The sequence below is a fragment of the Photobacterium sp. WH24 genome (assembly GCF_019204055.1).
In the GTDB taxonomy this organism is placed as follows: Bacteria; Pseudomonadota; Gammaproteobacteria; order Enterobacterales; family Vibrionaceae; genus Photobacterium; species Photobacterium arenosum.
In genome coordinates, this window is the sequence record NZ_JAGSOZ010000015.1 from 26,794 (window position 1) to 51,396 (window position 24,603).

Below are 24,603 nucleotides of genomic sequence, written 5' to 3' on the forward strand. Positions count from 1 at the left end.
AGCGTTATACCTGCTGATTAAAAGCCTGTTCTGCGCGTAACAGCAATTGCCTGTCTGATAACAGCCGGTTTTGCTGCCAGTTGATTCTTGCCCAGAACAGCGCCCTGTCAGGGCGATCACCGAGTAGCAGGTAATAGCTCGCCAGTAATCCGGCATGGCTGGCATCCTGTCGTTGCTCGCGCAGGGTGATCCGGTTCAGACAGCGAACCTGCCAGTGCTGAAATGTCCCTGTCATCTGTTCTGCGAGGGCCAGTTTCAGCAGCAGGTTGTCATCAGTTGCCCCTGAACGGGAGGCAATGTCTGCCAGGGTGGTGAGTACGGCCTGGGGGTTATCCTGAGCCAGTTGAGCATCCGCCCATAAACTCAGGTAGCTGATGGGACGCTGACTGTCGGCAGGCAGGCTGAGGTGAGCCAGTGCTGCTTCCGGACGGTCAAGCGCCAGTGCCATACCGGCTAGGATCTGCATGAGCCAGACAGAGTCTTCCTGCTGTTGCGGAGGATAACGAGTGGCGATTGACTGAAGTTCACTGTAGCTCTGGACGCGCTTCTCCCGGGTTTTGGCTTGCTGGAAACTGTTGTCCAGTGCGCAGGCAGCCGTTACGAGCATCGAAGAGCGGCCAATAAGCTGCAGGCACGATTGTCTGGCCTGCCCGAATTTACCCTGGATGGTCTGCACGCTGGCCAGCAGCAATCTTGCACTGGCATCATCGGGCTGCTGTTCCAGTAAGCGCCTTAATGTCAGCTCTGCGCCTCTGAAATCATGCTGATGTTGCTGAATTCTGGCCCAGAGGTAGAGCGCTTCCGGAGCGGAACCCGCCGTCAGGTGCGGTTGCATCAGGGCATCGGCCAGGCTGAAACCATCAACAGTGCCGGACGGACGCTGCGCCTTGTCAATTAATGTGCGAATGTCTTCCAGCGTCGCTGACTTGACGGCCAGCTCCGGCACCACCAGCAAAGCGGCATCCTGATTGTCAGGCAGGTAAGGTTTGGCAAGCACCGAGACACTGCAAAATACGGCAATGCTGATCACCAGTGCGGGGAAAGGGTGTGTATTCATGGGACAATTTCCTTAAAAAGTGGCCATCCCTGGCCGATCGAACACAGCACAAATGTGGCCTCTGGAGCAGGCCACAGCAGGTACGCGTTATTCCATCAGCAGGTCGTCATAAAAACTGGCACTGCTGACGTCATTGTTGACAGCCCGTCCGCGCAGGCTTTTCGGCGTACTGTTTGCCGGGGCGTTGAAGACCTCTCGGCTGAACGAGGCAAAACTGACCTGAAGGACCTCAATAGTGACGGAGACCTGGGCACTGACCGGCTGGTTGTTTCCGTCGCTGACCGTGTAGCTAAACTGGTCATTACCTGTGACCCCGCTGGCTGGGGTGTAGGTGACGGTGCCATCGGGTGTGATGACGACTGAACCCAAAGCCGGCGCATTGCCAAGCGCAAAGCTAAGGGCGTCACCCTCTTTGTCTGTGGCCTTCAGCGAGTCGGTGACCGGGGTATCGGTTTGTGTTGTCAGGCTCAGGGCCATGGCTGCCGGGGCGGTATTTGTTCCCCCGGACGAATTCTGGCCGGAATCTGAACTGCCGTTACAGCCTGCCAGTATCAGCGCGGACAGCAGCAAGGTAGTGCGAATAGACCTAGTCATTGTACTGCTCCTTACTCTGAAACCGTGTCAGTACCGGAACCGGAAAGAGGTGGCGCCAGGTAAGGGAAACTGTCATCCATCATGGTGGCATTGACCGGTGCGCCATCAGTAAAGGGGACGTTGCCGACATTGGCATCTTCCGGTTGGCACAGACCAAGATCTGTATCCGTTCCGTTAACCGGGATGGGGTAACACAAACGGCCCATGACAACACGCAGTGCAATATCTACCACGTCATCTCCGGGTCTGCGGCCGTTAGGAAAACCCGCCAGATCGTCACCCGCAACACCGAAAGACGATTGCTGGGCAACAGGTTTGGCTGGAATGGCCGTGTTCAGGCGTAACATTTCTGAAGGTGTGACCGTTTTTAGCTGGTTAACGCCGGGAAAGCCGGTCAGGAATGCTGTGACCAGATCGGTACGGGGAAAATGGGTGGGGGCCAGTGTGGCTAAGTTGGCGCCCAGAGTCGAGTTGACGGCATCTTTGAACAGAATGTTCAGCAGTTCCGGCAGGCTCGGGTGTGTCACATAAGTGGCAAACTGCGCGTCATCGGCAGGTTTGGCTGCCGAGAAGGTATCTTTGTCTTTCAGGCCGATAACCAGCTCATTGACCAGCGGGTTACCCAGTCTTGATACCTGTGTCAGCGCGCCGCCGTTGACTTCCGGCCGGGTGAAGGTGGCATTCGGATTCAGAATTCTGGCCTGTGGCAAGCTGGCGGTGGTCCAGGTGCCTATGGTGCCGTTGCCATCTCCGGTAATGCAGGCTTTGGGGACTTCAATTGCCAGTTCGGTGACATTTTTGAGCCTCAGATCGTCATTGTCGGCTGACTGGGTGATCCCGCCAGGAAAGCCGCCGCCATCGTCAGCACCGGGCGCACTGTCGCCCTCAACAGGCACATAGTTGACCAAGTCGAAGGTTTTACCCAGATTGACAACAAAGGGATCTTTGCGCTGACCGGCAAAGACTTTTCCCGTTGCGGCGCAGCCTGGCATCGTAAACTCATAGATGAACTGGTTGGCGTAATTGATATAGCCACTTTCGCTGCCAAAGGTTTTGGTGCCGATAAAATCCAGCGGCTTGTGAAATTCAGTCTGGCCTGTTGATACATTGGTCAGCTTGGTTGGCTGACCATTTTGCTGCGGGCCGCTGACCAGACTGAGCGTGTAGGTTTCATTGAAATTTGCCGCACTCTGATCGGCGTCACTGATACTGCCGACAACTTTTAACGGCACCGCCACAGATTGGGTTTCTCCGCTGTTGCCGATAGTAAGAGAGACGCCTATGTTGTTGTTCGGCAGTGCATTTTTAAAATTGAACTGAAAAGTCAGATCTTCCACCGCATCGCCGTCGTTATCAATGTGAATGCTGTACACGGCGGCGGGATCCATGGCGAAGTAATTCGGGCCACCATAAGCATCTTGCAGCGGTATGTAGTTGGCGATCAGGGTAACGTAATCTTCCCGGCCGCTTTCATAACTGTTGAAGGCATAAAAGTCGGTGGAGTCCAGGGTGGGAAGCCGGGTAATGTTAGGTGCCTCCCGGTGGCTGGACGCAGAGGCGATGCCGGAAAGGCTCATAGCAATGACACTCACAACGAGTTTTGTATTCATGACAGATCCTTTTTTGTTATTGGTGGTCATTGAGTAAACGATTGGGGGCGGCAACTGGATGCAAAAAATTTGCAGCGCTGCAGAAAACAGAGAAACCACCGGAGATATCAGGCAAATACCTTTGTCAGACTTTGATTCGCGGGTCAGTTCGACTAGTATGAGGCGTTGCATCGGTTGGAGGGATGAAGTCAGGTTATGTCACGTATTCGAGAAAAAAATCAGGAAGTTATTATCAAGTTTGCGGGCCGCTTGTTTGCGGAGCAGGGTTTCGCGGCAACCAAAGTGGCCGATATTGCCAAGCTGGCCGACGTCCCTAAGCCGAACGTGTATTACTATTTCAAGACCAAAGAAAACCTCTATCGTGCAGTGCTGGAAAGTGTGACTCAGCCATTGCTGGAAGCCTCCAGCCCGATTGAGCAGCTGGATGATCCGGCTCAGGCACTCACCTCTTATATTCAGACCAAACTGCGGATTTCCCGTGATCACCCATTCGCCTCCAAAGTGTTCGCCAACGAAGTGATGTCGGGCGCACCTTATTTGCCGTCAGATATTGGCGATGAGCTGCTGGCCCAGTCAAGAATGATCATTACCAAGCTGGAACGCTGGATTGAGAAGGGGATGATGGCGCGAGTGTCGCCGCAGCATCTGATGTTTACTATCTGGGCATCGACCCAGACTTATGCCGATTTCAGCTGGCAGATTTGCAATGTACTGGAAAAAGAAGCACTGGATGATCAGGATTTTGCCGATGCTGCAGAATTTCTGACGCAACTGGTGATTCGCGGTTGTCAGATAAAATCAGCCTGATGCCGATAAACATCAAGTCGCCGAGACACTTGAATCGCCAATACATTTGAAATCGCCGATACACTTTAAATCAATAAAAAAGCGCTTCCGCCCAACGAGGTAAAGAGCGAAAGCGCTTGGATGTTATTTATCCTGAACAAAGCGGTTGTGAGTGATTTCGTTTACCGGCGTTGCTGGAATCGCTCGACCAGACGTTTTGCTGCTGCCTGATGACGGCTCAGCAGTGCCGGTAAATCGACCCCGATCACCATGCCATCATGGACGCGCCATTGGCCTGCCACCATCACTCTGTCTGCCTGATGCGCGCCACAGAGCACCAGTGCGGCCAGTGGGTCATGCGCGCCAGAGAAGCGGATATCATCAAGACGGAACATGGCGATGTCTGCCTGTTTACCCATCTCCAGAGTACCAAAGTCTTCACGACCCATAGCGCGTGCTGACCCTGATGTTGCCCAGCGTAAAGCATCGAAATGGGTGACAGCTGCTGAGCCATAACGTAAGCGCTGGATGTAAAGACCCATACGTACTTCGTTGACCAGGTTAGAGCCGTCGTTCGACGCTGAGCCATCAACACCCAGGCCTACTTTGACGCCCGCTGCTTCCAGCTCTTTGTTGCGGCAGATACCGGAGGCCAGCATCATGTTTGATGACGGGCAGTGACATATCCCGACTTCGGCCTGCCCTAAACGGCGGATCTCTTCTTCGTTGAAGTGAATACCGTGTGCCAGCCAGGTGCGGTGATTCAGCCAGCCGGTTTCTTCCAGGTAATCAACCGGGCGCAGACCGAAACGCTCCAGACAGAAGTTTTCTTCATCAATGGTTTCACACAAGTGGGTGTGTACCATGACATTTTCACGTTCTGCCAGGCGGGCGGTTTCTTTCATCAGATCGGTTGTGACGGAGAAAGGCGAACAGGGTGCCAGTGCTATCTGGGTCATCGCACCATCACCACGTTGGTGGTACTGACGGATCAGACGCATGCTGTCATCGAGTATGGTGTCTTCTTTCTGGATGGTATGACGGGGCGGCAGGCCACCTTCGTCTTCGCCCAGACTCATTGAACCACGGGTAAAAATAGAACGGATACCCAGTTTCTGTGCTGTCTCTACCTGGATATCAATGGCATGTTCCAGCCCGCGGGGGATCAGATAATGGTGATCCGATGCGGTTGTACAGCCGGACATCATCAGCTCAACCAATGCCAGCTCAGTGGCGACCTGCATCATTTCTTCATCAAGACCGGCCCAGACCGGGTACAAGGTTTTGAGCCAGTGGAACAGCTCTTTGTTCAGTGCATCCGGATAGGCGCGGGTCAGCGTCTGATAGAAATGGTGATGGGCATTGACCAGACCGGGCGTGATGACATGTTCACTGGCATCAATTACCTGATCGGGTTTGTTAGACGGTTGAGCACCAAGAGGAACCAGCTCAATCACCTTAGTACCTTGAATCACTACGCCGCCGCGTGCATCCAAATCTGTGTTTGAGCCAGTGTAAATGGCTAAAGGGTTTTTCAGCCAGATGGTTACCATTTTGTTTTCCTTAGCCTTCTCTGCCGTTGCCGAGGAGAAGGTCTTATGGGGTGGGGATCGTTATGATCCCCGGGTTAAAGTTAATGTGTTATTTGTCTCTCTGTTCAGGATTGTTTTGCTGTTTCAATGTGTTGCTTCTTTTCCGCAGTTTCAGAGGTTTGAACCGGGAGTTCACTCTCTGCCTCTTCGTCTGTGGTTTCCTCGATGCTGTCGCTGACTGCGTTCTCAGGCAGGATCTGGTTTAGCAGTACAGTGACGATTGTGCCGGTAGTAATGCCTGAGTGGAACAGGTTAGCCAGATCGTGTGGCAGGTGCTGAACCAGACGCGGTTCGATAGTCACTGCCAGACCAGAAGCCAGACCGACGCAGATCACCAGTGCGTTACGCTTGGTGTCAGCCGCTTTGATCAGCATGCGAATACCTGCATAGGCGATCATACCGAACATAATGAAACCGACACCGCCCAAAACAGGCTTGGGAATGGTCACGGCCAGTGCGGCCAGTTTAGGGAACAGGCCACCCAGAATCAGCAAGCCGCCGGTTGTTGCCACAACATAGCGGCTGGCAACGCCTGTGATACCCACGATACCCACGTTCTGACTGAAAGAAGCCAGAGGCATTGCGGTCAGGAAGGCTGCCAGTGTACTGCCCAGACCGTCACCCAGCAGACCGCGTTTCAGATCGTTACCAGACAGCTTGACTTTACAGTTGTTCGCCAGGGCCATGAAATCCCCTGTTGCTTCGGCAATCACGACTATGTATACCAGGCTCATGCTGATGATAGCCGACAGGCTGAAGCTCATACCGTATTCCATGATGGCCGGGCTGCCCACCCACTCAGCGCGTGCAATCTGGTCAAGGTCAACCATGCCCATTGACAGGGCCACCAGATAACCACCGGCCAGGCCAATTACAATGGCAGAAGCGGCGACGGCACCACGGCAGTAAATAGACACCACGATAACGATTGCCAGCGAGATAAATGCCAGGAACAGTTTTGGCATGGTGGCAAATTGCTCGCTGGTATTGGGTGCATCTCCCACCCAGTTCATGGCAACGGGGAGGATGGTCAGGCCGATTAGCGTCACCACCACACCGCTGACCACATTAGGGAACAGCTTGCGAATTTTATCCATGAAAAAGCTGGCTGCCACGACCACGAAAGAGCCGATAAGGGCTGCCCCCATGATACCGCCAACACCGTCAGCGTTACCTATGCTGATGGCAACACCCAGAAAACCGAAACTCGATCCCATGACAACGGGAAGACGGATACCGACAGGGCCAAGGCCAAGACACTGTGCAATGGTGACAATACCGGATGCGAGCAGAGCGGCGTTGATCAGTGTGACGACCTCATCGGTCGGCAGGCCAATAGAGGTACCGACAATCAATGGCACAGCGACAATGCCGCCGATGGAAGCCAGCATATGCTGGATAGCTAAGAGCAGGGTGATGCTGTGTGGTGGTCTCTGGTTTAGCGTATAGAGAAGTTTCATCGTTAGTTCTCCACAATTCATCCGATGAATTGGCTGCGTAGGGTTATAGGTTGTGTTCGCGTCTTTGGTTTTATTAAATTAGGTTTTTTAAGTGTGCAGTGACCTGCCTCTGCCGTACGACAGAGGTAGGTGTGCATCAAATGTTACTTTTCTAATTATGACTTTTAGATTGGTACTGCATGTGTCTGTTTGTGATCAGAGGTACACCAGTTTGGCGACAAAAATCGCGGTCAGTATGTACATGCTGATTGAGACATCTTTGGTTTTGCCTGTGGCGACTTTGAGCACTGTGTAGGTGATGAAACCCAGTGCGATACCGTTGGCGATGGAGAAAGTCAGCGGCATCATCAGCGCTGTGATAGCGGCGGGTGCAGCGTCTGTGAAATCGTTCCATTTCACGTGCTGCATACTGCTCATCATGACGAAGGCAACGTAAATCAGCGCGCCGGCAGTGGCGTAAGCCGGGATCATGCCAGCCAGCGGCGAGAAGAAGATTGCCGCGATAAACAGCAGACCGATCACTATGGCTGACAGTCCGGTACGGCCACCGGCAGCGACACCCGCTGCACTTTCTACATAACTGGTGACAGGCGGACAACCCACACAGGCACCTGCCACGCTGGCGATACTGTCAGCTTTCAGGGCTTTGCTCAGACCTTCAATTTTTCCGGTTTCTTTGTTTCTCAGGTTTGCCCGTTCAGCCACACCCATCAGGGTACCGGCAGTATCGAACATGTTCACAAACAGGAAAGCCAGGATCACGCTGATCATAGAAATGTTCAGGGCGCCGGCAATGTCCATGGCGAACAGGGTCGGAGCCAGACTCGGGGGAGTAGATATCACCCCGTTGTAGTGGACCAGACCCAGCAGAATACCGATCAGGGTGACACTGAACATACCAATCAGCACGGCACCGAAGACTTTACGCTCACTCAGTACGGCAATGATCAGGAAGCAGATGGCGGCCAGCAGCGCCTGTGGCTGGGTAAAGTCACCCAAACTGACCAGGGTGGCAGGGCTGTCAACTACGATACCGGCGGTTTTCAGGCCGATCAGTCCCAGAAACAGACCCACACCGGCTGTCATGGAAAAACGCAGGCTTTCAGGGATACTTTCGATGATCCATTCGCGGACTTTGTAAAAACTCATCGCAACGAAAAGGATACCGGAAATGAAAACCGCCCCTAAGGCAACTTGCCAGCTGTAGCCCATTTCTCCCACAACAGTGAAAGAGAAAAAGGCGTTCAGCCCCATGCCCGGAGCCAGACCGACAGGCCAGTTTGCAAACAGGCCCATCAGCAAAGTGCCTATTGCAGCACCAATACAGGTTGCAACAAAAATTGCTTCGGCATCCATGCCTGAGGCCGACATGATCTGTGGGTTAACGAAAATGATATAAGCCATGGTGGCAAAAGTTGTAATCCCACCTACGATCTCATTTTTCACGCTGGTGCCGTGAGCTCTGAGTTTAAACAGGCGCTCTAACAGTGAAGCTGAACCAGCTTCAGAACGACCGAGCGTTTCTGTTTTAGAGTTGTTCATGACGACGCTTCCTTTTTTTGCCCGAATGACGATGTGTGCTGGTTGTTTTTTAATGTTTCCAACTTCACCTGCCAGACAGGACTTCCCTCTATGTTTCAGGCCGTCACTTGCTGAAAACCCTGCCGGCCTGATAGCTGCCGGAGACTGCATGGTTTTTGAAGTGATAACTACTTAGCCTGCACTCATTGTATACAATCTTCAAACTCTCTTGCGCGGTGCCCTGACCTGCATCTGACCTCAGGCCAGGGATCCCCCATTGTTCTGCTTGTGTTCCGTTTTGAATCAGCTGCCCCGGTATGTGGAGAAGCTGTAAGGCGACACCAGCAGTGGCACATGATAGTGGCTGCCTGTATCTGCGATACCGAAACGGATGACTACATCGTCCAGAAAGGGAACTGAAGGCAGTTCTACGCCTCTCTGGCGGAAGTAACGGGCAGTTTCGAATACCAGCTCATATTTGCCGGTCTGAAACTCGTTTCCTTCCAGCAAAGGCTGGTCAGTTCTGCCATCAGAATTGGTATGAGTGGTTTTAACCAGAACGAAGTCTGTGCCCTCTTGACGATAAAGCGACACTTTAATCTCCGCTCCAGGTAAGCCTGAGGCTGTGTCAAGCACGTGAGTTGTCAGTTTTCCCATGGATAACCTCGCGCGTTGCGCTCCTTAAGTTGTACAGAAAATAGATTACTTCTTGCATACTAATTGTATGCCTTCTGATGTGTGATCCGTAATCAGTTCGCCACATTGTATTTAACTATGTACACAACTTTACCGATTAGTAAAGGCTTGTGTAACCGAAATGTTAACCCAAAAGTTAGGGTATGTAACCCTTTGTTGTACCTGACTGTTAGCTAACGTATTGATATTAAAGTAGGCAATATAGGGATAACAAGCGGTTAACTTTTTTTGATGAATATTAAAAAATGTTGCGCACATTTTATTTACAAAAATTCTGGATATTGTATACAATCACTGTTATAAATTGATTATCAGATGGTCAGTGTGTTGACCAATTAGGATTTAAAGGAGTCATGTGTGAGTAATGAGTATCCACGCAATCTGATCGGCTATGGTGCAGTACCCCCGCACCCACGTTGGCCAAATGACGCTCGCGTTGCTGTCTCTTTTGTTCTCAACTACGAAGAAGGTGGGGAACGTTGCATTCTTCATGGTGATAGCGAGTCGGAAGCATTTTTGTCTGAGATCCCAGCGGCACAGCCATTTCCGGGTCAGCGTCATATCAGCATGGAATCGATTTATGAATACGGCAGCCGTGCTGGCGTATGGCGCATCCTGCGCTTGTTTAAAGAATACGATGTGCCGCTGACTGTGTTCGGTGTCGCTATGGCACTGGAGCGTCACCCGGATGTAGCGAAAGCGTTTGTCGAAGCCGGCCACGAGATCTGCAGTCATGGTTATCGCTGGATTGATTATCAGCACATTGATGAGTCAGAAGAACGCGATCACATGATGAAAGCGATTGAGATCATCAAAAATCTGACTGGTGAGCGTCCGTACGGCTGGTACACAGGCCGCACCGGCCCGAATACCCGCCGCATTGTGGCGGAAGAGGGCGGTTTTATGTACGACTCTGATGCCTACGATGACGATCTGCCTTACTGGCACGAAGAGGGTCCGAAACCGCAACTGGTGATTCCGTACACTCTGGATACCAATGACATGCGTTTTGCCACAGTACAGGGCTTTAATGCAGGTGATCAATTCTTCAATTATTTAAAAGACACCTTTGACACCCTGTATGAAGAAGGTGCTACAGCACCCAAAATGATGTCAGTGGGTTTGCATTGCCGCCTGATTGGCCGTCCCGGACGTATCGCTGCACTGCGCCGCTTCCTGGATTATGTGAGCCAGCACGACAAGGTCTGGCTGTGCCGCCGAATTGATATTGCCAAACACTGGCACGAACATCACCCGCACCCAAGTATGAAGGAGTATTAATGATGGCACGTTTTACGTCTTGCCAACCGAGCCAAATGAGCAGGGAAGAGTTTGTCTCTCAATTTGCAGATGTGTACGAACACAGCCCCTGGGTGGCGGAAAAAGTTTACGACAATGGTCTCAGCGATGCTGATGATGACATCAGCACCCTGCATGCACGCATGGCAGACACTTTGCTGTCAGCCAGCAAAGAAGAACAGTTAGCCCTGATTAATGCGCACCCGGATTTAGCCGGAAAAGCAGCAGTGAACGGTGAACTGACCGAAGCGTCCACCGCCGAGCAGGCTGGCGCAGGGATTAGCCAGTGTTCACCAGAAGAATTCGAGAAGTTCAATCGTTATAACGATAGCTACAAAGCACGTTTTCAGTTTCCCTTTATCATGGCGGTGAAAGGGGCCAATCGTTATCAAATCCTTGAATCGTTCGAGGCGCGATTAGGCAATGAAATTGAGGCTGAGTTCGATAAGGCGTTGGAAGAGATCAATAAGATCGCTTTGTTCCGCCTGCAGACAATGTAATCAGGACAGGAATAGTCACCATGAGCACACCAGTGAGACAACTGACGATTGAGCCACTTACCCGCGAAGCATTTGCCCCTTTTGGTGATGTTATTGATAAAGAAGTAAGTGACTACTTTATGATCAATAACGGGTCAACCCGACGTTACCATGCCATGGCCAATGTGGATGTGCAGGAAGAGGGTGGTTCAGCCATCATCAGTATCTTTGAAGCCCAGCCTTTGAGTTATCCTTTACAGATAGCCATGATGGAGAGGCATCCTCTGGGATCTCAGGCTTTTATTCCTTTGCTTGGAAATCCGTACCTGATCCTGGTGGCCCCGGCAGGGGATACACCGGACCCCGCTCAGCTTAAGGCGTTTTACAGTAACGGACGTCAGGGCGTGAATTATGGCAAAGGGGTCTGGCACCACCCGGTTCTGGCTCTGCGCAAGGACGATCAATTTCTGGTTGTCGATCGTGCCGGGCCTGGCAACAACTGCGATGAAGTGTACTTTTCTGACGATATTCGTATCGAATTATCACTGAGCAGTTTGGAGCAGGAAGCATTAACCGTCGCACTTTGATAAGCCCAAGGCAATTAAAGTTCGCATAACATAACAGGAGTTCGTTATGGATCCACATATGACGGAATGGCTGAATCTGGCAATTCGCTGGGTTCACATGATTGTAGGTATCGCCTGGATTGGTGCCTCATTCTACTTTGTCTGGTTGGAAAACAACCTGAACCGTGTCAATCCGAAAACTGGCTTGTCTGGTGACCTCTGGGCCATTCACGGCGGTGGTATCTACCACCTGGAAAAATACAAACTGGCACCGCCAAGCATGCCTGAAAACCTGCACTGGTTTAAGTGGGAAGCTTATTTCACTTGGATCACAGGTGTTCTGCTGCTGGGTGTGGTGTATTACCTCAATGCGGATATTTATCTGGTCGCGCCGGGATCCGGTTTGAGTGCCACGGCTTCAGTTGCACTGGGTGTGGGCTCTCTGGCTGCAGGCTGGATTATTTACAGCCTGCTGTGTGATTCAGCACTGGGCAAGAAGCCGATGCTGCTGGGTATTATCCTGTTCTTCGGTTTAGTGGCTGCAGCCTATGGCCTGAGCCAGGTGTTCAGCGGGCGTGGTGCTTACATCCATGTTGGTGCGATCATCGGTACTATCATGGTAGGTAACGTATTCTTCGTTATCATGCCGGCTCAGCGTGGTCTGGTAAAAGCCATTGAAGAGAATCGCGAACCGGACCCTGTACTGCCGGCAAAAGGTCTGCTGCGTTCACGTCATAACAACTACCTGACGTTGCCAGTGCTGTTCATCATGATCAGTAACCATTTCCCGAGCACCTATGGCTCAGAATATAACTGGTTGATCCTGGCTGGCCTGGCGGTCTTCAGTATCCTGGTACGCCACTACTTCAACACCCGTCATGGCAGCCAGAAGTTTGCCTGGACAATGCCGGTGGCAGCACTGGGTATGATCGCACTGGCATTTGTGACTTCGCCTTATGCAAGCAAAATGGGTGAAACCTCTGCACCTGCTGCGTCTGCACCTGCTGTAAAAGCAGAGTCAGCGACAGCTCAGGCGGAAACCGACTCGGCACAGCCTGCCAGCAGCGGAGTGAGCTTTGCTCAGGTGAATGAAGTCATTCAGATTCGTTGTTCAGTGTGTCATTCAGCACAACCGACGCACGCTGCGTTCTCGACAGCGCCTGCGGGTGTGATACTGGATACACCGGAAGAAATTAAAGTGAATGCCCCCCGCATTGTTGCGCAGTCGGTACAAACGAAAGTGATGCCGCTGGGTAACCTGACTCAGATGACCGATGATGAGCGTAAGCTGATCGGTACCTGGGTTGAACAGGGCGCGCATCTTTAATCACCCCGGGGGCGAAAGCCCCCACTTTATAGTCCGTTAGCCCAGACATACCCGGTGTTCCAGCTTGGAAGCAAGCACGCGAAGTCCATAAACTAGATGGCAATCTGATGGGGTAAGCGTGTTGTGTGGCTCAGGCTGAATCCTGGGTAAGAAGGGCAGATAATCTCCTTTACATATCAATCCATAATATGTGACCAGCCCCATACGTGTTGTATCGGGGCTTTTTTTTGTCTGAACTTTACGCCGGCCTTGTCAGCAAAATCAGCAATTCATCGTTATCTGCCAGCAGATCGGTGATTGTGCACTGGTCTAACTCCGCCAGAAAGGCGTCTTTGGCTTTCGCCAGATAGGATTTCAGACGGCAGGCTGGAGTGATATGGCAGAACTCGGGGGCGCAATTCACCACTTGCAGCGGTTCCAGATCCCGAACCACCTGACCCACAATGATGTCACTCGCTGGCATCGCCAGACATATCCCGCCATTTTTTCCGCGAACGGTTTTCACATAGCCTAGCTGACCCAGTTTATTGATGATTTTCACCATATGGTTTCTGGACACAGCGAACGTGTCACTGACGTGGCTGATACTGGTTAGCTCCCCGTCTGGCAAGGCACCCAGCAGGATCAAAGCTCTCAATCCGTAGTCAGTAAAGTTGGTCAGTTGCACATTTTTTCCTCTTTTAACACTAGCGGCAAGTGTAATTCCTTTATTGACTGAAAGATATATTTAAGATACAACTTTAAAACATGCATTATAAATACATCTTTTAAGGAAGCCGCTATGCTGAGTCAGAACACCATTGATATCGTTAAATCCACAGCACCGCTTTTAGCCGAAACCGGCCCAAAACTCACCGCACATTTTTATGATCGTATGTTCAGTCATCACCCTGAACTGAAAGATATTTTTAACCTGACGCACCAGGACAGCGGCCGTCAGCGCGAAGCTTTGTTTAACGCGGTGTACGGTTATGCTGCGAATATCGATAATCTTGAAGTGCTGTTGCCCGTGGTGGAGAAAATTGCTCAGAAACATGCCAGCTTCAGCATTACGGCAGAGCAGTACGCGATTGTGGGTGAGCACTTGCTAGGCACCATTGATGAATTGTTCGCACCGGGCCAGGCGGTGCTGGATGCGTGGGCTGAAGCATACGGTTTGTTGTCTACAGTGTTTATTGACCGAGAAGAGGCTATTTACCAGGAGAATGAGGCAAAAACCGGTGGCTGGCGCGGCACGCGGGAATTTGAACTGGTGGAAAAAAAACCAGAAAGCGATGTGATAACCAGTTTTGTGTTTATGCCGACAGATGACCAGCCTGTCGCGACTTATCAACCGGGGCAGTACATTGGCATTTATCTGAAGCCGGATAGTTTTGACAATCAGGAGATACGCCAGTATAGCCTTTCCGGTGCCCCTAATGGTGAGACCTACCGAATTTCAGTCAAACGTGAGGATCTGGGTACTGTGTCATCTTATCTTCACCAGCATCTGAACGTGGGTGATAAAGTTCAGCTGGCAGCACCATCCGGTGACTTTTTCTTCCGTTCTGAAGTTACTCAGCCTGTCGCTCTGATTTCGGCAGGTGTTGGTCTTACACCTATGCTGGCGATGCTGGAAAGCATCAAAGACAGCCACCAGGCGCCGGTTCACTGGTTGCATGCCGCTGAAAACCACCGTCAGCATGCGTTTGGCAGTCATGTAGCAGAGATTGCAAATACTGCAGAGGGTGTCAGCAGCCATGTCTGGTATCGCGAGCCTCAGGGAGCCACCGCAGACTTTGAAGGATTTCTGGATTTGAGCAAACTGGATACGGCTGTCGACTGGCAAAACACCACTTTCTATTTCTGTGGCCCGGTGGGTTTCATGCAGCATGTGGCCAAGCAGCTTAAAGAAAAAGGCGTGAGCGAATCGCAGATGCACTACGAGTGCTTCGGACCGCATAAGGTGTTGTAAGTTAGATTCAGAAAGATGCAGGCAAGATAAAAAACGCCCGTCCGCGGCGGTGTTAGAGACGTGAATACCGGGACGGGCAAGGATAGACGCATTGTGGAGACGCGAGTTTTTAGCTCGCTTTTTTCTTAGTTACCATTTCTGGTTCGGTTGTGCCTTCGGCATCGTAGGCTTTTTCGCCATAGACGAAGGTTTTGCTGACGGTGCGGTCATCGCCCAGACTCATCAGCACAAAAAGTTGCTCTTCCAGCGTTTTTGCTTGCTGCATGCGGAAAGACATTAACGGTGTTGCGTGCAGATCCAGTACCACAAAATCCGCTTCTTTACCCGGTTTCAGGTTACCTATCTTGTCGTCCAGATACAGCGCTTTGGCGCCGCCCAGGCTCGACAGATACAGGGATTTCAGCGGATGCAGTTTCTGCTGCTGTAACTGCAGAATCTTATAGGCTTCGCTCATGGTCTGAAGCAGTGAGAAACTGGTGCCGGCACCAACATCGGTTCCCATACCGACACGAATACCGTGCTGCTCCATTTTCGGCAGGTTGAATAAACCAGAGCCTAAGAACAGGTTAGAAGTCGGACAGAACGAAATGGCAGAACCCGTTTCTGACAGACGTTTGCACTCACAGTCGGTCAGGTGCACACCGTGGGCAAAAACGGCCCGGTTTTTCAGCAGTTTGTAATGGTCGTACACATCTAAGTAACTGTCGCGCTCAGGGAAGAGTTCCAGCACCCACTCAATTTCTTTCTTGTTTTCAGAAAGATGAGTGTGCATATACACATCCGGATACTCTTCCAGCAGTTTACCGACAGTCGCCAGTTGTTCGGGTGTGCTGGTTGGCGCGAAACGCGGTGTCACGGCATACAGCAAACGGTCTTTGTTGTGCCATTTTTCGATCAGCGCTTTTGAGTCCTGATAACCGGATTCCGGGGTGTCTGTCAGGTAATCCGGCGCATTGCGATCCATCAGAACTTTACCGGCTATCATGCGCAGTTTGCGTTTTTCAGCTTCTTCGAAAAACACATCAACAGATTCTTTATGCACTGTACCGAAAACCAGGGCGGTGGTTGTCCCGTTGCTGGCCAGCTCATCAAAGAAAATGTTGGCGACCTGGCGTGCATACACCGGGTTTTTGAACTTCAGTTCTTCCGGGAAAGTGTAGTTTTCCAGCCAGTCCAGCAACTGCTCGCCGTAAGAGGCGATCATGCCGGTTTGCGGATAGTGAATATGGGTATCAATAAAACCGGCAGTGATCAGCTTGTGCTCATATTGCGTGACGGACATTCCGGACGGGTGGCGAGCCAGTACCTCGTCAGCCGGGCCCAAGTCCAGAATGTGGCCGTTCTCAACCACCAGAACACCGTCTTCAAAAAATTCAAAGCTGTTATCAAGGCCGACTTCCTGGGGATCGGCAATGCTGTGTAAAATCGCTGAGCGATAAGCCGTGCGTTGTAATGTCATGTATTTATCCTTCGTTAATCGCTGTCAGGCGACTTGATTGTCGGGGCTGTCATCGGGCTCTGTGGCAGCAGAGTCCTCGCGTTTATCGGCCAGGGTTTCGCCCTGATAGTGGGCGATCAGCTCGCCCGCGACAGAAACCGCAATTTCTGCCGGATGCTTACCCTTGACGGCATCAATCCCAATCGGGCAGACCATACGCCGTATGGTTTCATCATCGTATCCGCGTTGCGACAGTCGATAATCAAACTTCTTCCTCTTGGTCAGCGACCCTATCATGCCAAAATAGGCAGTATCATTTCTGTTGAGGATTTCCCTTGCCAGCTCAAAATCCAGCTGATGATTGTGCGTCATCACCAGATAGTAACTGTTGGCGGGCATATCGCGGATATCACCCACCGGATCATCAGACACCAGCTTGGTCACACCGAGTGGCAGCTCGGCCGGGAATTCACTTTCCCGTTGATCGATCCAGGTCACGCGAAACGGCAATGTACTGACAACATGGATTAATGCTTTCGCAACATGGCCTGCACCAAAAAGCACCAGATGGTGTTGTTGCTGACCAATCGGCTCCAGGCTAAGGGTGGCCATGCCACCGCAGCACTGACCGAGTCTGGCACCTAAATTGAAGTGCTCGACTCGCGGGTGTCTGTCTCCGGTCAGCAGCATTTCCCGTGCCAGTTTGATCGCTTTGTGCTCAAGATGGCCGCCGCCAATCGTGGCGATGATCTCGTTACGTGTCACCAGCATTTTGGTACCGGCATCGCGGGGTACTGAGCCCCGATCAGCCAGCACAGTGACCATGACACAAGGTTCACCACGTTGATCCAGTTCAGCCAGGGCATGAATCCAGTTGTCTTTAAACATCGCGCTTTCCTCATCAGGCGAGCCCGAAGGCCCGCCATATACTACTTTTGGCTGTTTTACTGGGCTTGTTCACTGGTTGCTGTCTCGGCCTCTTCTTTCTTCCTGCGACTCAGGAAAGGTTGAGACGAAGACGGTTGCACTTCGTTGATCGCCCAGAGTACGCGCTCTGGTGTTGCAGGGGTGTCCAGTTTGACCAGCGCACCCGGCTCGGCAACCGAACGGATGGCGTCTTTAATGGCACTCCAGACCGACATACCCAGCATGAACGGCGGTTCACCCACGGCTTTTGAGTTGAAGACTGTGTCTTCAGGGTTACTGCGGTTTTCCAGCAGATGCGTGCGGAAATCAATCGGCATATCGGCAATGGCCGGGATCTTGTAGCTCGCCGGGCCGCTGGTCATCAGACGGCCCTGATCGTTCCACACCAGCTCTTCTGTGGTCAGCCAGCCCACACCCTGAATAAAGCCACCTTCAACCTGGCCGATATCAATGGCCGGGTTCAGAGATGCCCCTACATCATGCAGTATGTCAGCACGCAGGATCTTGTATTCACCGGTCAGGGTATCCAGTACCACTTCGGCACAGGCTGCACCGTAGGCGTAGTAGTAGAATGGGCGACCGCGGGCTTTCTCATGATCGTAGTAAATCTTAGGTGTGCGGTAGAACCCTGTGCTCGACAGCGAAACCTGATTGAAGTAAGCCATCTGGATGATTTCTTCAAAGGTTTTCAGCTCTTCACGGATTTGCACCAGGCCGTTTTTAAAGATCACTTCTTCCGGCGTGACTTTAAAATGGCTGCAGGCAAAGTCGATCAGACGCTGTTTGATGGTCAGGGCGGCATTCTGCGCCGCTTTACCGTTCAAGTCGGCACCTGAGGAGGCTGCCGTTGGCGAGGTGTTCGGTACTTTGTCGGTGTTGGTCGCCGTGATCTGAATCCGGTCGATATCCACCTGGAACACTTCAGCCACTACCTGAGCCACTTTGATATTCAGGCCCTGACCCATTTCAGTACCACCGTGGTTGAGGTGAATACTGCCATCGGTGTAGATGTGGATCAGTGCACCTGCCTGGTTCAGGAAGGTGGCTGTGAAGGAGATACCGAATTTAACCGGTGTCAGTGCCAGGCCTTTTTTCAGTATCGGGCTGGTTTTATTGAACTCGGTAATGGCTTTACGGCGCGCTTTATACTCACTGCTGGCTTCCAGCTGCTCGGTAATGTCATGAATGAAGTTGTCTTCCACTTTCTGATAGTAGTGGGTGACATTGCGATCCTCATGGCCGTAATAGTTCACCTTGCGCACATCCAGCGGATCTTTACCCAGATGCTGGGCAATTTCGTCCATGATGTGTTCTATGGTCATCATGCCCTGCGGGCCACCGAAACCACGGTAGGCGGTATTCGACGCTGTATTGGTTTTACAGCGGTGACCTGTCACTGTGGCATCGCCTAAATAGTAGGCGTTGTCAGAGTGGAACATGGCACGGTCCACGATAGAGTTAGACAGATCCGGTGAATAACCACAGTTACCAGATACCGTAATATCAATACCGTGGATCCGGCCGTCATCATCAAAACCGACTTTGTACTGGTTGAAGAACGGGTGACGTTTACCCGTCATGACCATGTCTTCCATACGTGGCAGACGCATTTTGGTCGGGCGGCCGGTCAGGTGTGCAATGACAGCAGCCAGACACGCCGGGCTTGCAGCCTGCGTTTCTTTACCACCGAAACCACCACCCATGCGGCGCATGTCGATCACCACTTTGTGCATAGGGACGCCCAGCACTTCAGCGACCAGTTTTTGCACTTCAGTAGGGTTCTGGGTAGAGGTGTACACTATCATGCCGCCGTCTTCGGTTGGCATCACAGAGCTGACCTGGGTTTCCAGATAGAAGTGTTCCTGACCGCCGATATGCAGATCGCCTTCCAGCACGTGCTTCGCACTCGCCAGTGCGCCTTCGGAGTCACCGCGCTTGTGCTGGTGACTGCCTGAGACGAAGTGTTTCTTGGCCAGTGCCTCTTCAACATCCAATACGGCTTCCAGTGGTTCGTATTCGATGATGGCCGCCTGAGCGGCTTTGCGGGCAGTTTCCATATCATTGGCGGCTACTGCAATGACTGGCTGGCCATAGAATTCAACAATGCCGTCTGCCAGCAATGGATCACCCGGCAATACTGCACCTATGTCCAGTTGTCCCGGTACATCTTTGCTGGTGATGGCAATGGCGACGCCTTCAAAGGCGTAACACGGGCTGACATCCAGCTTGGTAATTTTGGCGTGCGCGTAGGTACTGGTACGAGCATACACGTGTAATTGGTTGGGAAATTCCAGCCGGTCATCAATGTAAACGGCTTCGCCAGTCACCTGTTTGGCAGCGCTGTCATGCTTTACGCTTTTACCCACGCCGGAAGTCAGATTCTGCGCGAATTTCGCCACCATTTCATCGTGACTCAATGTGTTATGGTGATGATTAGACATAAGCAGTTACCCTTGTTTCAATTTGGCCGTTGGACTGTTGTTCGAGATAGAAACGGTGCAGCATGTTCGCGGCCGTTAATGCACGATATTCCTTGCTGGCCCGGAAATCAGACAGCGGCTCGAAATCGTCAGATAGCGCAGCCATCGCGGTCTTGACCGTCTCCAGATTCCACTTCTGACCAACCAGTGCGGCTTCGCAGTTGGCGGCTCGTTTTGGCACTGCCGCCATACCACCGAAGGCAATACGGGCATCAGCCACTTTTCCGTCATCGCTCAACGCAATAGTGAACGCACCACAGACGGCGGAAATATCATCGTCCAGACGCTTCGACAGTTTGTAAGCCCGGAACTGGCTGCCAATCACAGGCTTAGGCACAATGATTTTCTCGATGAACTCGGAAGGCTGCTGCGCTGTGACTTTATAACTGATGAAGTAGTCTTCCAGCGGCATGGTGCGGCGGTCGTTACCACGACGCAGCACGATCTGCGCATTCAAGGCAATCAGCAGTGGCGGACTGTCTCCGATTGGCGACGCATTCGCCACGTTACCGCCGATTGTGCCCTGGTTGCGTACTTGCAGAGAAGCAAAGCGGTGTAGCAGTTCTCCGAAATCCGGATAGTACTTTTTCAGTGTGGCATAACAGTCGGAAATCGGCAGGTTTGCACCAATTTCAATGCTGCTTTCAGTCTCGGTCAGGATCTTCATATCGCTGACCAGACCCACGTTGATCAGTTTATCGATCGGACGGTGGAACTGAGTGACTTCCAAAGCCAGATCTGTACCACCAGCAACCATACGGGCATCCGGGTGCGTCAGCAGCAGGTTGGCCAGTTCATCGCCAGAGGTTGGTGAGAAGCCATACTGGCCTTCAAACTTCAGTGTTGCATTGGACAGATTGATTTTCGACAGCTTGGCAACCGTCTGGCGCTCCAGCTCTGCGAACTGGTCCATCAGCTGCTCTTCCTGGCTTAGCGACAGGGCAGCATCAACGATAGGGCGATAACCGGTACAACGGCATAAGTTGCCCGCTAACGCTTCCATGACATCTTCTTTATCTGCAGCCGGCTTGTTTTTGCTCAGCGCAAACATCGACATAATAAAGCCTGGTGTACAGTAGCCACATTGTGAACCGTGGTATTCGACCATGGCTTGCTGAACAGGGTGGAGCTGCTTGTTGGCATTCTGCAGATCTTCAACCGTAATCAGCTGCTTGCCATGCAGAGAAGATACAAACGTCAGGCAAGAGTTGACTGAGCGGTATTGCAGTTTTCCGTCGACAAGTTCACCCAGCACTACGGTGCAGGCACCGCAGTCACCAGAGCCACAACCTTCCTTGGTGCCTGTTTTCTTTACATGGGTACGCAGGTAGTTCAGTACCGTCATATTCGGGGAAACATGCTCTTCTTCCCGAATGTCCTGGTTTAACAAAAAAGTAATCAAGTGACCTCCTCACAGGCTCATGATCTGACCTATAAGTCAATTCTGGATATACTTGACCCAGTAGTCAACTTTTGTGTTAACGCTGTGTGACAGACCAGCTTGAGTGAAAAAATACAGTTAATTCTTTTTAATCAATATGTTGCTTCATTTTTGTGCTGTTGCGGCATACCTTCTGTGTCAAATTTGTTTCTAAATGTTGTGATATAGGTAACAAGTCATAGTTTTGATATCACTGTCACCAATTAAACGGAATCTTCATCTGTAAATTTTAGTATTTATTGGTGGAATGTGCTGAGTGGTAGGTGTGAGATTGTTTGTGGTTGGCGATATTAACTTATTGATATATATGAAAATAAAATGATTTTCTGCCAGTTGGGATTTAATGTAGAGACTCTGTGATCTGACAAGCTTTTTTACGGTAGCAAGCCGTATCCAACCACCGGGCTGAACTAAACTGAAGTGAAGGCAGAGCTGTAATGAGGGACTAGACTGTGCAGAGTACCGGCTTTGCCGGGCGGTGTGTTTTTTAACAGTTGCAGTGGTACGGATGTTAATCGCCTGTGAAAAGAAAGCCTTCGTCATCAAACAGGCTGAAATAGATAAATCAGAGCATGAGTATAAATGTGATGAATGAATATGGGAGTAGCATTTTTTTATTTTGTGGATTATAACAGCCCGGTAATACTGAATATTATTCTGCACTGCTTCATAGGTTACTGTCCCCGTATATTTTTGACTTAACAGGCTGAAACAGGATGTTTTCATCCGTTTATGTGGCTTAATACGATGAGTAATTCGTGTGCTTTTACACATAAACAGTCTGTGAGAACATTCCAAGTTCAGGCAAAATTGGGTACTATCAGCAAAAGTTATCCCGCCAATTCCGGCAGGGTGCAGAGCCAAATCATATTGGAGATACAGCTTGATCAATGTATTCCTTGTAGATGATCACGAACTGGTTCGCACAGGGATCCGACGTCTTCTGGAAGATGTCCGTGGTATTAAAGTGGTAGGGGAAGCCATCAGTGGTGAGGACGCCGTAAAGTGGTGTCGAAACGAGCATGCCGACATAATCCTGATGGATATGAATATGCCTGGCATTGGTGGGCTGGAAGCGACACGAAAGATCCTTCGCTTCAATCCGGATGTGAAGATTATCGTGCTGACTGTCCATACGGAAAACCCATTCCCGACTAAAGTGATGCAAGCCGGCGCTTGTGGCTACCTGACTAAAGGTGCCGGTGCCGATGAAATGGTCAACGCTATTCGCACAGTCAATAGTGGTCAGCGTTATATTTCACCGGAAATTGCACAACAAATGGCGCTGAGCCAGTTTGCATCCAACTCAGAGAACCCGTTTAAGGATTTGTCTGAGCGTGAATTACAAATCATGATGATGATTACCAAAGGCCAGAAAGTGACCGAGATTTCTGAGCAGCTGAACTTAAGCCCTAAAACGGTGAACAGCTACCGTTATCGCTTGTTCAATAAGCTGGATATCAATGGTGATGTCGAACTGACCCACCTCGCAATTCGTCATGGCATGTTAGACACAGAGACCTTGTAGTGTCAGAAACCTTCGATGCAAAAAGTTTCCTGAAATCAGTCACAAACCAGCCTGGTGTATACCGGATGTATGACCAGGCTGGTGACGTTATTTATGTCGGTAAAGCCAAAGATCTGAAAAAACGGCTGGCGAGTTACTTCCGTGTTCAGGTGTCGAGTGAGAAGACCCGGGCGCTGGTACGCAACATCTGTAAAATCGATGTCACTGTTACGCACACCGAAACAGAAGCCCTGATCCTCGAGCATAACTACATCAAGCAGTACCTCCCCAAATACAATGTACTGCTGCGCGATGATAAGTCTTACCCCTATATTTTTCTGAGTGGCCAGCATCATCCAAAACTGGCGGTTCACCGGGGGGCGAAGAAACGCAAAGGCGAATATTTCGGCCCGTATCCGGATTCAGGCGCTGTTCGCCAAAGTCTGCACCTTCTCCAGAAAATCTTTCCTATCCGGCAATGTGAAGACTCGGTATATGCTAATCGCAGCCGTCCCTGCCTGATGTATCAGATTGGCCGTTGCCTCGGCCCTTGTGTAAAGGGGCTCGTCAGCGATGAAGAGTATGCTGAGCAGGTCAATTTTGTGCGTCTTTTCTTGCAGGGCAAAGACCGTCAGGTGATCACTTCGCTGGTGGACAAAATGGAAGTGGCCAGTCAGCAGCTCGCGTTTGAGAAGGCGGCACGTTACCGGGATCAGATTCAGGCGTTGCGCCGAATTCAGGAGCAGCAATTTGTCAGCCAGGACAGCGACGATGATCTGGATGTTATAGGTATCGCTCACGATAAAGGCATGGCGTGTATTCATGTCCTCTTCATCCGTCAGGGCAAGGTGCTGGGCAGCCGCAGTTATTTTCCGCGTATGCCAGCCGATACGGATATGAATGAGGTGATCACCAGCTTCATCAGTCAGTTCTATTTCAATCAGGCGGAAGGGCGGACCATTCCTTCCGTTATTCTTGTCAGTGAATCATTGGGTGATGAACAGGCGGCCCTGTCTGCTGCGCTGACTGAAGTTGCAGGTCGTAAAGTCGAACTGCGTTCACAGGCCCGGGGCTATCGCGCCCGCTACCTGAAACTGGCGCAAACCAATGCCCTGACAGCATTAACCAGCAAACTCAACCATAAAATGACGGTTCATCAGCGTGTGACGGAACTGCGTGAATTGCTGGGACTAGACTCACTTTCCCGTATGGAATGCTTTGACATCAGCCATACGATGGGCGAGAAAACGGTAGCGTCTTGTGTTGTCTTCAATCAGGAAGGGCCGGTCAAGGCTGAGTATCGACGGTTTAACATTACCGGTATCACGGGCGGCGATGATTATGCTGCGATGGGACAAGTGTTGAATCGCAGGTATAGTAAACAGATTGATCCTGATAAGATCCCCGATATTATTTTTATCGACGGGGGCAAAGGGCAACTTTCCCGCGCCCATGAGGTTGTGAGTCCGTTGTGCAGTGACTGGCCAAAAAGGCCGCTGCTGGTGGGGGTGGCGAAGGGCACAACCCGAAAACCCGGCCTGGAAACTTTGTTGCTGGTCACCGGAGAAGAATTTTCATTGCCTGGCGATTCACCGGCGCTGCACTTAATTCAGCACATTCGTGATGAAAGCCATGATCATGCTATCAGTGGTCACAGGGCGCAGCGTGGAAAAGCCCGTAAACGAAGTACACTGGAAGATGTTGAAGGTATCGGGCCGAAACGCCGACAGGCATTGTTGAAGTACATGGGGGGATTACAGGAACTGAAACGCGCAAGCAGGGAAGAAATCGAAAAAGTGCCGGGCATAAGCCGATCTCTGGCCGAAAAAATATACGACGCATTGCAACACGGCTAGCTTTGCGGCACCC

General features: G+C 51.3%; 19 protein-coding genes and 1 pseudogene. 8 read left to right on the forward strand and 12 right to left on the reverse strand.

What is annotated here, in order from left to right:
- Nucleotides 1-4 precede the first annotated feature (4 nt).
- The 3 genes from KCG43_RS16685 to KCG43_RS16695 form a co-directional block, all read right to left on the reverse strand.
- Complete coding sequence (locus tag KCG43_RS16685; RefSeq protein WP_218386372.1) at nucleotides 5-1,057, reverse strand: lipopolysaccharide assembly protein LapB; 1,053 nt, start codon at nucleotides 1,055-1,057, stop codon at nucleotides 5-7.
- 87 nt (nucleotides 1,058-1,144) lie between these two features.
- Nucleotides 1,145-1,651 carry an Ig-like domain-containing protein gene (locus tag KCG43_RS16690; protein WP_192015014.1) on the reverse strand — a complete coding sequence of 169 codons (507 nt, stop codon included), beginning with the start codon at nucleotides 1,649-1,651 and terminating at the stop codon, nucleotides 1,145-1,147.
- A gap of 11 nt (nucleotides 1,652-1,662) precedes the next feature.
- Nucleotides 1,663-3,261 (reverse strand): DUF4331 domain-containing protein, encoded by a 1,599-nt coding sequence (locus tag KCG43_RS16695; RefSeq protein ID WP_192015015.1) that lies wholly within the window; start codon nucleotides 3,259-3,261, stop codon nucleotides 1,663-1,665.
- Between the two features lie 195 nt (nucleotides 3,262-3,456).
- Between KCG43_RS16695 and KCG43_RS16700 the strand changes: the two genes are divergently transcribed.
- Entirely contained in the window at nucleotides 3,457-4,068 is a 612-nt protein-coding gene (locus tag KCG43_RS16700; protein ID WP_192015016.1) for a TetR/AcrR family transcriptional regulator, read from the forward strand.
- A 161-nt stretch (nucleotides 4,069-4,229) separates the two neighbouring features.
- On the opposite strand, the gene KCG43_RS16705 is transcribed toward KCG43_RS16700, so the two are convergent.
- From KCG43_RS16705 to uraH, 4 genes and pseudogenes are all read right to left on the reverse strand, one after another.
- A complete protein-coding gene (locus tag KCG43_RS16705) occupies nucleotides 4,230-5,600 on the reverse strand; it encodes an 8-oxoguanine deaminase (protein ID WP_218386375.1) in 1,371 nt (456 codons plus the stop codon).
- 226 nt (nucleotides 5,601-5,826) lie between these two features.
- Nucleotides 5,827-7,099 (reverse strand): annotated as a pseudogene (locus KCG43_RS16710) (nucleobase:cation symporter-2 family protein); the annotation flags it as partial.
- Nucleotides 7,100-7,294: 195 nt separating this feature from the next.
- Nucleotides 7,295-8,641 carry an NCS2 family permease gene (locus KCG43_RS16715; protein WP_192015019.1) on the reverse strand — a complete coding sequence of 449 codons (1,347 nt, stop codon included), beginning with the start codon at nucleotides 8,639-8,641 and terminating at the stop codon, nucleotides 7,295-7,297.
- A 282-nt stretch (nucleotides 8,642-8,923) separates the two neighbouring features.
- Nucleotides 8,924-9,277: a hydroxyisourate hydrolase gene (gene uraH / locus KCG43_RS16720; protein WP_218386377.1), complete on the reverse strand. Its 354-nt coding sequence runs from the start codon at nucleotides 9,275-9,277 to the stop codon at nucleotides 8,924-8,926.
- A gap of 396 nt (nucleotides 9,278-9,673) precedes the next feature.
- Here uraH and puuE point away from each other — a divergent pair, with 396 nt between their 5' ends.
- The 4 genes from puuE to KCG43_RS16740 are packed head-to-tail and all read left to right on the forward strand — an operon-like array spanning nucleotide 9,674 to nucleotide 12,987.
- Nucleotides 9,674-10,597 (forward strand): allantoinase PuuE, encoded by a 924-nt coding sequence (gene puuE, locus KCG43_RS16725; RefSeq protein WP_218386379.1) that lies wholly within the window; start codon nucleotides 9,674-9,676, stop codon nucleotides 10,595-10,597.
- Nucleotides 10,598-10,599: 2 nt separating this feature from the next.
- Nucleotides 10,600-11,115: a 2-oxo-4-hydroxy-4-carboxy-5-ureidoimidazoline decarboxylase gene (uraD, locus tag KCG43_RS16730; RefSeq protein WP_120511855.1), complete on the forward strand. Its 516-nt coding sequence runs from the start codon at nucleotides 10,600-10,602 to the stop codon at nucleotides 11,113-11,115.
- Between the two features lie 20 nt (nucleotides 11,116-11,135).
- The gene (locus tag KCG43_RS16735; RefSeq protein ID WP_218386380.1) at nucleotides 11,136-11,681 is read left to right on the forward strand and encodes an ureidoglycolate lyase; all 546 of its coding nucleotides are present in this window, start codon (nucleotides 11,136-11,138) and stop codon (nucleotides 11,679-11,681) included.
- 46 nt (nucleotides 11,682-11,727) lie between these two features.
- Nucleotides 11,728-12,987, forward strand: coding sequence for a urate hydroxylase PuuD (locus tag KCG43_RS16740; RefSeq protein ID WP_192015022.1), 1,260 nt, complete (start codon nucleotides 11,728-11,730; stop codon nucleotides 12,985-12,987).
- A 238-nt stretch (nucleotides 12,988-13,225) separates the two neighbouring features.
- Here the strand turns inward: KCG43_RS16740 and nsrR are convergent, their stop codons facing one another.
- The gene (gene nsrR, locus KCG43_RS16745) at nucleotides 13,226-13,654 is read right to left on the reverse strand and encodes a nitric oxide-sensing transcriptional repressor NsrR (protein WP_218386382.1); all 429 of its coding nucleotides are present in this window, start codon (nucleotides 13,652-13,654) and stop codon (nucleotides 13,226-13,228) included.
- Nucleotides 13,655-13,768: 114 nt separating this feature from the next.
- Between nsrR and hmpA the strand changes: the two genes are divergently transcribed.
- Complete coding sequence (hmpA, locus tag KCG43_RS16750) at nucleotides 13,769-14,941, forward strand: NO-inducible flavohemoprotein (protein WP_218386385.1); 1,173 nt, start codon at nucleotides 13,769-13,771, stop codon at nucleotides 14,939-14,941.
- A gap of 109 nt (nucleotides 14,942-15,050) precedes the next feature.
- On the opposite strand, the gene guaD is transcribed toward hmpA, so the two are convergent.
- Genes guaD through xdhA form a run of 4 tightly spaced genes read right to left on the reverse strand, consistent with a single transcriptional unit; the run spans nucleotide 15,051 to nucleotide 21,188 of the window.
- Nucleotides 15,051-16,400 (reverse strand): guanine deaminase, encoded by a 1,350-nt coding sequence (gene guaD, locus KCG43_RS16755; protein WP_218386387.1) that lies wholly within the window; start codon nucleotides 16,398-16,400, stop codon nucleotides 15,051-15,053.
- 24 nt (nucleotides 16,401-16,424) lie between these two features.
- Nucleotides 16,425-17,267 (reverse strand): xanthine dehydrogenase accessory protein XdhC, encoded by an 843-nt coding sequence (gene xdhC, locus KCG43_RS16760; protein ID WP_218386389.1) that lies wholly within the window; start codon nucleotides 17,265-17,267, stop codon nucleotides 16,425-16,427.
- A 56-nt stretch (nucleotides 17,268-17,323) separates the two neighbouring features.
- Nucleotides 17,324-19,747: a xanthine dehydrogenase molybdopterin binding subunit gene (gene xdhB / locus KCG43_RS16765; protein WP_192016474.1), complete on the reverse strand. Its 2,424-nt coding sequence runs from the start codon at nucleotides 19,745-19,747 to the stop codon at nucleotides 17,324-17,326.
- Nucleotides 19,740-21,188, reverse strand: coding sequence for a xanthine dehydrogenase small subunit (gene xdhA, locus KCG43_RS16770; RefSeq protein ID WP_192016475.1), 1,449 nt, complete (start codon nucleotides 21,186-21,188; stop codon nucleotides 19,740-19,742). The genes xdhB and xdhA overlap by 8 nt, the downstream gene beginning before the upstream one ends.
- A gap of 922 nt (nucleotides 21,189-22,110) precedes the next feature.
- Between xdhA and uvrY the strand changes: the two genes are divergently transcribed.
- Together uvrY and uvrC are read left to right on the forward strand one after the other, a co-directional pair.
- Nucleotides 22,111-22,755, forward strand: coding sequence for a UvrY/SirA/GacA family response regulator transcription factor (gene uvrY / locus KCG43_RS16775; protein ID WP_027252441.1), 645 nt, complete (start codon nucleotides 22,111-22,113; stop codon nucleotides 22,753-22,755).
- On the forward strand, nucleotides 22,755-24,590 hold the full coding sequence (gene uvrC / locus KCG43_RS16780; RefSeq protein WP_218386392.1) for an excinuclease ABC subunit UvrC: 1,836 nt from the start codon (nucleotides 22,755-22,757) through the stop codon (nucleotides 24,588-24,590). The genes uvrY and uvrC overlap by 1 nt, the downstream gene beginning before the upstream one ends.
- The last annotated feature ends 13 nt before the right edge of the window (nucleotides 24,591-24,603 follow it).